General features: G+C 57.6%; 9 protein-coding genes and 1 pseudogene. 8 read left to right on the top strand and 2 right to left on the bottom strand.

Annotated elements, in window-relative coordinates:
• Nucleotides 1-202: 202 nt before the first annotated feature.
• Nucleotides 203-682 carry a hypothetical protein gene (locus IKP20_00420; protein MBR4503443.1) on the top strand — a complete coding sequence of 160 codons (480 nt, stop codon included), beginning with the start codon at nucleotides 203-205 and terminating at the stop codon, nucleotides 680-682.
• Nucleotides 679-1,188, top strand: a pseudogene (locus IKP20_00415) (DUF367 family protein). Before IKP20_00420 ends, IKP20_00415 begins: the two are co-directional and overlap by 4 nt.
• Here IKP20_00415 and IKP20_00410 read toward each other — a convergent pair.
• Nucleotides 1,091-2,089: a DMT family transporter gene (locus IKP20_00410; protein ID MBR4503442.1), complete on the bottom strand. Its 999-nt coding sequence runs from the start codon at nucleotides 2,087-2,089 to the stop codon at nucleotides 1,091-1,093. The pseudogene IKP20_00415 and the gene IKP20_00410 sit on opposite strands and share 98 nt — an antisense overlap.
• A 125-nt stretch (nucleotides 2,090-2,214) precedes the next feature.
• Here IKP20_00410 and IKP20_00405 point away from each other — a divergent pair, with 125 nt between their 5' ends.
• The 6 genes from IKP20_00405 to IKP20_00380 are packed head-to-tail and all read left to right on the top strand — an operon-like array spanning nucleotide 2,215 to nucleotide 7,335.
• The gene (locus tag IKP20_00405; protein MBR4503441.1) at nucleotides 2,215-2,448 is read left to right on the top strand and encodes a hypothetical protein; all 234 of its coding nucleotides are present in this window, start codon (nucleotides 2,215-2,217) and stop codon (nucleotides 2,446-2,448) included.
• A gap of 8 nt (nucleotides 2,449-2,456) precedes the next feature.
• Entirely contained in the window at nucleotides 2,457-4,538 is a 2,082-nt protein-coding gene (locus tag IKP20_00400) for a minichromosome maintenance protein MCM (protein MBR4503440.1), read from the top strand.
• A gap of 30 nt (nucleotides 4,539-4,568) precedes the next feature.
• Nucleotides 4,569-4,838: a DUF424 family protein gene (locus tag IKP20_00395; protein MBR4503439.1), complete on the top strand. Its 270-nt coding sequence runs from the start codon at nucleotides 4,569-4,571 to the stop codon at nucleotides 4,836-4,838.
• Nucleotides 4,835-5,863: a hypothetical protein gene (locus IKP20_00390; GenBank protein MBR4503438.1), complete on the top strand. Its 1,029-nt coding sequence runs from the start codon at nucleotides 4,835-4,837 to the stop codon at nucleotides 5,861-5,863. The genes IKP20_00395 and IKP20_00390 overlap by 4 nt, the downstream gene beginning before the upstream one ends.
• Before the next feature lie 36 nt (nucleotides 5,864-5,899).
• On the top strand, nucleotides 5,900-6,769 hold the full coding sequence (locus tag IKP20_00385) for a fumarate hydratase (GenBank protein ID MBR4503437.1): 870 nt from the start codon (nucleotides 5,900-5,902) through the stop codon (nucleotides 6,767-6,769).
• A complete protein-coding gene (locus IKP20_00380; GenBank protein MBR4503436.1) occupies nucleotides 6,766-7,335 on the top strand; it encodes a fumarate hydratase C-terminal domain-containing protein in 570 nt (189 codons plus the stop codon). Before IKP20_00385 ends, IKP20_00380 begins: the two co-directional genes overlap by 4 nt.
• Here IKP20_00380 and IKP20_00375 read toward each other — a convergent pair.
• Nucleotides 7,322-7,915 carry a carboxypeptidase regulatory-like domain-containing protein gene (locus tag IKP20_00375; protein MBR4503435.1) on the bottom strand — a complete coding sequence of 198 codons (594 nt, stop codon included), beginning with the start codon at nucleotides 7,913-7,915 and terminating at the stop codon, nucleotides 7,322-7,324. The two genes, IKP20_00380 and IKP20_00375, sit on opposite strands and share 14 nt — an antisense overlap.
• Between the last annotated feature and the right edge of the window lie 82 nt (nucleotides 7,916-7,997).

Below are 7,997 nucleotides of genomic sequence, written 5' to 3'. Positions count from 1 at the left end.
TTCCTCAGCGCGCTGAGGATCCAGAAGCCCGACGAGAGGCAGACGCTGCCCGCATCCCAATACATCCCTCAAAGCGCCATCGAAACTGCGAAAGAGGGCCAGAAGGCCGAATGATATACCTACAAAAACGAGAAATTCAGACACAGTCACGGGCCAATCGTTATCTATGGTCCGATGCATCGGAGCGGCAGTAGGCGGTATCATGTCAAAGAAGCAGGCCCAGACCAAGGTGCGCGTGCTGTTCATCGATCGGAAGAACGATTTCGTCTCTCAGGTCGCGGAGCATTTCGCCAGGGAGATGTTCCCCGATCTTTACGATGTCTACAGCGCAGGCCCCGAGAAAGACGCGATCGACTGCGAGATGATCTCCGTCCTGTACCAGAACGGGGTGGACATAAGGAGGCAGGTCTCCAAGGACTTCAAGGACGAGGAATATCTCAGGAAGGACCAGGAGTACGATGCGGTCGTATACATGGATAAGGCCACTTACGAGGAGTGGGCTCCGAGGACCCCCTGGCAGGGCAGGCAGATGCTGGTCGATATGAGGGCCAGACCCGATTTCGCCGCCACCGACGACGCCGAACTCTATGACGAGTATTACAAGTCCATGGAAGAGGTCAGGAACTGGGTCAAAACAAACATGAGCGATCCAAACGTTTTGAAGGCGCAGCTCAGCCGATGATACCGGTAATCATCTACGACAAATGCCAATGCGACCCCAAAAAGTGCACCGTCAAGCGGATGCTGAAGTTCGGGCTGGGCAAGGAGGCCAAGACGCTCGGGGCCATACCGCCGGGTTCCATTGTGCTCTCCCCGTTCGCGGAGAGGGCTATGTCTCCGGCTGATTTGCCCCATGCCCGCCGCGGTTTGGTCGTGATGGACCTGACTTGGACCAACATCGACGAGTTCCCGCGTCTGAAAAGGGTGGAGGAACGCGCCCTGCCCTATCTTCTGGCTTCCAATCCTATCAATTGGGGGAGGCCCATGGAGCTCAACAGCGCCGAGGCGGTAATGGCGGCGCTTTACATCCTCGGCGAGAAGGAGCAGGCCGATTCCTTTTTGGGGAGGTTCAATTGGGCCCCGGAATTCCTCAGGCTGAACGGAGCCATGCTAGAGGATTACTCCAAAGCCAAGGACAGCTCCGAAGTCGTCGCCATCCAGGAAGAATATATCCGTTCTGTGATCGGCGAACGAGGCTATCTTTGGATTTCTCCCTGCCCACGAGCATCAGCGCGATCAGTATCATCGCCAGCCCCGCCGCGGTCTCAAGGGTTATGTCTTCGCCGTAAAGGATCAGGCCGAGTGCGGTCGCGGTCATGGGTTCGGCGAAAGTTATCACCGATGTTTTTCCGGCTTCTATTCTTTTCAGCGACCAGTTGAACAGCGCGAAAGGCAGCAGGGTCATGAAAATTCCGAGGGCAACTATCAGGGCCAGGTTGCCGAGGTCGGCCGATACGGTGGAGAAGGCGGACGGGAGGTCGCAGAAAGGCGCCAAACCGGCTATCGCAACCAGAGAGCCGTAGAACAGGATCTCCGTCGCAGATACTCCGTTCTCCGACAGATCTTTGGAGCATATCGTGTACGTTGCGAAGCAGAATCCAGACACGGCTCCGCACAAGATTCCGATGGGATCCATCGATCCCGGGTCCGATATGAGATTCGCGCACAGGACGCATCCCAGGAACGCCACGATGACGGCGGCGGCTTTCGTTTTGGTGAGGCTCTCGCCGAACAGCGGAACGGATACTGCGACGACGATGAACGGGGCTAGGTATTGAAGCACCGTAGACATCGACAGCGAAATCAGAGTCATCGACTCGAAATACAGCGTGGAATTCGCGGATATGCCGATTATGGCCATGATCGCGATCAGAATGGCGGATCTCCGCGATGGGGTCGGTTTTCCGCGGAATCCGTGCCACATTATGGGCGCCATGATGAGCGCCACGATAATGTAGCGCAGGCAGGTCATTTGCATGGGCGTGATGCCGATGGAAGCGCATCCGCGAACGAAAGGGCCCAGAAATCCCCATATAATACCCGCGGCAAGAGCCGCCAAGGCGCCAGCGCGTTCCCCGGACCCATACACGCCTGCTCATTTGTTGCCTGCAATATATGCTTTCACAATCGTCTCCGCGTTTTTCGATCGGATTTGACGGTGTAACGAAACCGTAGCGACTGGATTTATACTTCCTTTGGTTAATGACCTGACATATGGCGGAGGACGACCTTTTGCGGATGATATGGGAGGCTCTGGGAAACGATATGCTGACGACCAGAGAAGCCACCGATAGGCTCGAGCATCTGTTCAGTTACAGGTGTCCCGACGATTTGGCTAAGACCCTCTCGAAATACCGCAGGGAAGGCCGTATCAAAGGGGCGATATCCATGGAACGCGGCGGATGGATATGGTGGGCGGATGAGGAATGCCGTTCCCAGGAGGTCTGAGCATGGCTATGAATTTCCAGGACAGCGAGATAGAGCTGGCATGGTCGGAGGTCTTCTCCAAGGACGAATACCGCATAGCCATCGCGGAGATAGCAAACAAATATCCGGATCCCAAGAGCCTGAACGTCGATTACGCCGACATAAACGCGTACAACGTGGATTTCGCCATGTTCATGCTCGATTACCCTGACAGATGCCTCAGCCTGGCCAGGAAGACCGTCATGTCCCTGGTGCCCAACGTCAACCGCCCGGGGGATGTCATCAACGTCAGGATACGCAATCTCCCCCGCGACGCCACCGTGGAGATCAGGAATCTCAGGTCGGAGCATCTCCTCAAATTGGTTGCCGTCGAAGGCTTGGCCAGGAAAGTCACGGCCGTGAAGCCGCGCCTGACCCACGCGCTGTTCAGATGCGCCAGATGCGGGGCGGAGACATGGGTCGAGGAGACCGGCATGATCCTGAGGGAGCCTGTGATGTGCTCCAACCCCGAGGGCGGATGCAACAAGCAGGCGGTCAGGTTCATCCTGGACCAGAACGCGTCCGTATACACCGACACACAGAAGATAGAGATCCAGGAGAGCCCGGAGGGACTCAGAGGCGGCGCCCAACCCGAAAGGATAACCGGATACGTCGAGGACGACATCGCCGGGCAGGTCACGGCAGGGAACCGCATCACGCTGGTCGGGATTCTGAGGGCGGTCGAGAAGTCTGACAGGGACAAGACGACAGTTTTCGATACATTCCTCGATGTGCTCGCGGTGGAATTCGAGCAGCACGAATACGATGAGATCCAGATAACCGCGGAGGATGAGGAGAGGATAATGGAGATGTCCAGGGACAAGGATCTCTTCAACAACATCGTCCAGTCCATCTCGCCGACGATCAACGGCTTGGAGGAGGTCAAGGGCGCGATCGCCTTGCAGCTGTTCGGTGGTTCCCACAAGACTTTGGACGACGGGACCGTGATCAGGGGTGACATGCACATTCTTTTGATAGGGGACCCCGGTGTCGCCAAGTCCCAGCTTCTCAGATATATGAGCATGCTCGCGCCCAGAGGGATCTACGCCTCAGGGAAATCCGCTTCTGCGGCGGGTCTGACCGCGGCGGCCGTGAGAGACGATTTCGGCGACGGGAGATGGACACTGGAGGCCGGTGCGCTGGTCCTCGCGGACAAAGGTCTGGCATGCATCGATGAGCTGGACAAGATGACCGACCAGGACCGTTCGTCCCTCCACGAAGCAATGGAATCCCAGAAGATTTCTGTGGCTAAGGCAGGAATCACAGCGACTCTGCAGTGCAGGTGCTCGATGCTGGCCGCGGCCAACCCGAAATTCGGGAGGTTCGACGAGGGTGCCTCCATTTACGACCAGATCAATCTGCCTCCGGCGCTCATGTCCCGTTTCGATCTCATATTCGTCCTCAGGGACAAGCCGGAAGTCACCAGAGACAAGAAGATCACTGAGCACATCCTGTCTGCCCATCAGCGCGGTCAGGCCCGCCAGATCTCGGAGGACTCCCGCATAGAGGGGGTTGACATCGCAGGCATCATCGAGAGGACCAACAACATCAAGCCGATCTATGACGTCGAGATCCTGAGGAAATATGTCGCGTATTCCAAGCGCATCGTGCCGGTGATGACCGAGGACGCGTACAAAATCATAGAGGACAGCTACCTTCAGATCAGGAAGACCGCCAAGGAGGATTCCGTGCCGATAACCGCCAGGCAGCTGGAGGCTTTCGTGCGCCTTTCGGAGGCGTCCGCCAAGATGAGGCTGAGCAACAAAGTGACCGACCTGGACGCGAACCGTGCGGTAGATCTCGTCGAGCATTATCTGAGGGGCATCGCCGGGACCGAGGACGGGTCTTTCGACATGGGCATAGTCGACACCGACAAGAACAAGGTCAAGCTGGACAAGAGAGGCATCGTCAAGCGCATAATCAAATCCGCGGGCGAGGCCGGCATCGTCCTGGAGGACATCGTCGCCAAGTGCGGGCACGAGGGGCTGTCGCCCAGCGAAGTGGAGAAGATCGTCAAGCAGCTCCATGACGCAGGCGAGATCTTCGGGACCAAGGAATTCAAAATTGCCTGAGGGGATAATACGTACGCAAGGATGCATATGATGGGCGGGGACACGATCCTCGCCGCGTGCGACGACGAGCTTCTTGGCAGGTCCCTGAAGGAAGGGGGCCGCAGGATCGCGGTCAGCGAAGCCTTCTACAGCGGCGCGGCCATCGAAGAGAATGAGCTGGCCGAATGGATGAGATCGGCCGGTTCCATGAATCTGATAGGCAACCGCGCCGTGGAATTGGCGGTCAGGGAAGGGTACGCAACTTCGGACCAAGCGTTCGAGATCTGCGGCGTCAAATATCTGATGGTCGTGATGATGTGAATTTCTGCGTGAAATGCGGCCGCGATTGCGCGGAATCTCTCGAGGGCATGTGCGTAAGCTGCTGGCTCGACGGAAGGAAGCTGTCGACGATGCCGCACCACGTGGACCTGAAGGTCTGCGCGAACTGCGGGGAGTTCTGCTTCAACGAAAGATGGTACGGGATGAAGGTAGAGGACGCCGTCGCCAAAGCAGCCCAGAGCGCCATAAGGATAATAGAGGGCGCGGAAGTCGTGGACGGGGACATCCTTGTGTCCAAGAAGGATCCTTTCGTGTACGAAGTGACGCTGCAATCCGTGCTCGACATAATGGGCTACGTGACGACCGACACGGCATCCGTCATAGTCCGCATCAAGAAAGGCGTGTGCAAGCCCTGCTCCAGGAAGCTCGGAAGCTATTACACTTCGATACTCCAGATCAGGGCAGGCTCCAAAGATCTCAGCCCGGAGCTGAGGAACGAGGTTCTGACCGCGGTGGAGAAGTCGGTGGCCAAGCAGGCGGAGAACAACAAGCAGCTTTTCATAACCAAGACGGAGCTGGTCACGGGAGGCGTCGACGTCTACCTATCATCCATATCCCTGGGGAAATCCCTGATGAAAGAGCTGGGAGAAACCTATTGCGCCGAGACCAAGGAATCCCCGAAGCTGGTGGGGCAGACCGCCGACGGCCAGGACATGTACCGCCTGACATACCTTGTGCGCCTGCCGGAATACCATGTGGGCGACGTGGTGATCTCCGGAGGGAGATACTGCAAGCTGCTTCGCATATCGTCTTACGGCGGCCGTGCGTTGGACCTCTTCGATTTCAGGGAGAAAGCGGTCAGGAAGGCGGACATCCCATCGCTGAAGCTGTACGAGAAAGCCGGGAATCTCAAGGAAGCGACGGTCATAAGCCGTTCCGGGCGCGAGATTCAGATCATGCATCCCGACAATTATTCCGCCGTGGATCTGAAGGTCCCGGAGGGATATGAAGCCCCGGACACGGTGCATGTGGTGCCCATAGACGACGTGCTTTATCTGGTCCCGTGAGCACAGTTTTTAACGGCGTCCTCCTATCCAAGGGGCATGATGAGACTGCCAGAGCCGGTGGAGGACGTCGTCGTCAACCTTCTCCGCTTGGCCAACACAAAGCTCCCGATGGACATCGGCTGGGCGCTCGAAGCCGCCGCCGGATGGGAATCTGGGGAGATAGCCAGCATTCAGCTCGGCGCCATAATGGAGAACGCTAAGAAAGCCGAGCATCTGGGGCTTCCCATGTGCCAGGACACCGGGATTCCGGTGTTCTATGTCAGAGGGAAGTTCGATTCCTCGATAGCCAAGGACATTGCCAACGGGGTGCGGAGGGCGACCAAGTCGATCCCGCTGAGGCCCAACGCTGTCGATCCCATCACCCGCGAGAACAGCGGCGACAATCTCGGGCTGGGCATGCCCATAATCCATTACATGCCGACCGACGACGAGTTCACCGAGATCACCGTCCTCCCGAAAGGGGCCGGCTCGGAGAACATGACCCGCCTGGCGATGCTGAACCCCTCCGATGGGATCGAAGGCGTGAAAAGATTCGTCATCGACGCCGTTCTCGACGCGGGCGGAAGGCCCTGCCCCCCGACCATAGTCGGAGTCGGCATAGGCGGGACATCCGACAGATGCGTGGAGATGGCCAAGGAGGCTCTTCTCGCTCCGATAGATTCGGAGAATCCAGACCCGGATCTGGCGAAGCTGGAGGAGGATCTGTTCACGGCGCTCAATTCCTCCGGTCTCGGGCCGATGGGATTGGGCGGATCGACGACGTCGTTCGCGGTGAAGGCGAAGAAAGCTTACTGCCACACGGCCAGCCTTCCAGTTGCCGTCAACATCGGATGCTGGGCGACCCGCCGCGCCTCCGCCAGGATAACAGAGAACGGTGTCCACTATTCTCAGGGGGCCATATTATGAGGTCGTTCACCGCCCCTCTCACAGAAACTGATGCAAGATCGCTGAAGCTCGGGGACACCGTGTATCTCTTCGGTTCCGTCATAACCGGCCGCGACGAGATGCACATCCGCGCCCTGGAATACGCAAAGGAAGGCAAGCCTCTGCCTCAGGGGTTGGAAGGCGCCACCCTGTTCCATTGCGGTCCGATAATGGCCAAGAACGACGCCGGAGAATGGAAGGTCTTGGCAGCAGGGCCCACCACCTCCGCCAGGATGAACAAGCTGGAGCCCGAGATGATCCGCAGATTCCATATCCGCGCCATCATAGGCAAGGGCGGGATGTCAGACGGGGTCGCAGAAGCCATGAAGGAAGTCGGCTGCGTATATCTGGCTGCCACCGGCGGGGTAGCGATATCGTACGCGGAAGGGCTCAAAAGATGCTCCGGCGTGGAATGGCTCGACTTAGGGATGGCGGAAGCCATGTGGCGCTTCGAAACGGATAGGTTCGGCCCTCTCATCGTCGCCATGGACGCGGAAGGGAACAGCCTTTACAAGAGGGTCTCGGAGTCCCTGGTCAGGGGTAATTGATCCCGTTCTTGACGTATTCGTCCCCATCCTCTTCGCCATAGCCGATGTCGTCCGAGTCTTCGGTGCTGCCTTTCTCTTCGGGTAAGGGCCCGATGACCGTGGCGGCATTGGCTCTCTTTCTCTTGCATATCAGGAATACGGCCATGCCGACGCCGACGATGATGAGAAGGATGACTATCCCAAGGACCTGCAGGGCGTGCGGGGTATCCATGCCCCAGATCGCTTCGCTGCTTCTCATGTCGAGGGTGACATAAAGCGGAGGCCCGCCTGCGGAGACATTCCCGAAATCCACTTGCTTGAACCCCTTGCATTCCACCGAAATTGAATATTCTCCTTTTGGGCATGGGAGGCTGAAGAAGCCTTTGGAATCGGTGGTGGACCTGTATATGGTTCCGTTGCTGCTTACAGCGGTTATCTCGGCGTTTTTGAGGAAGGTATTCTCCCCTTTGATGTCGCTGGAGACGTATCCCTCGATGAAAGTGGCGCTTTCTCCGCCGCCTTCGGCAAAAGATGCGAACGGCAAGAGCGCCGCCAAAACCACGATCGCAACGGTCGCAGCGGGAAACGCCAAGTGTCTCATGCCACCTTGCATGGTATGGAAATCTAATACGTTTTCGGAGGATTTACGGTTAATTGTGAGCAATCAATAATGTTTATATTGC

The organism is Candidatus Methanomethylophilaceae archaeon (assembly GCA_017524805.1).
Classification (GTDB): Archaea; Thermoplasmatota; Thermoplasmata; order Methanomassiliicoccales; family Methanomethylophilaceae; genus Methanoprimaticola.
Note: the sequence above shows the minus strand (reverse complement) of the source record. Positions and strands in the feature narration are given on the sequence as shown.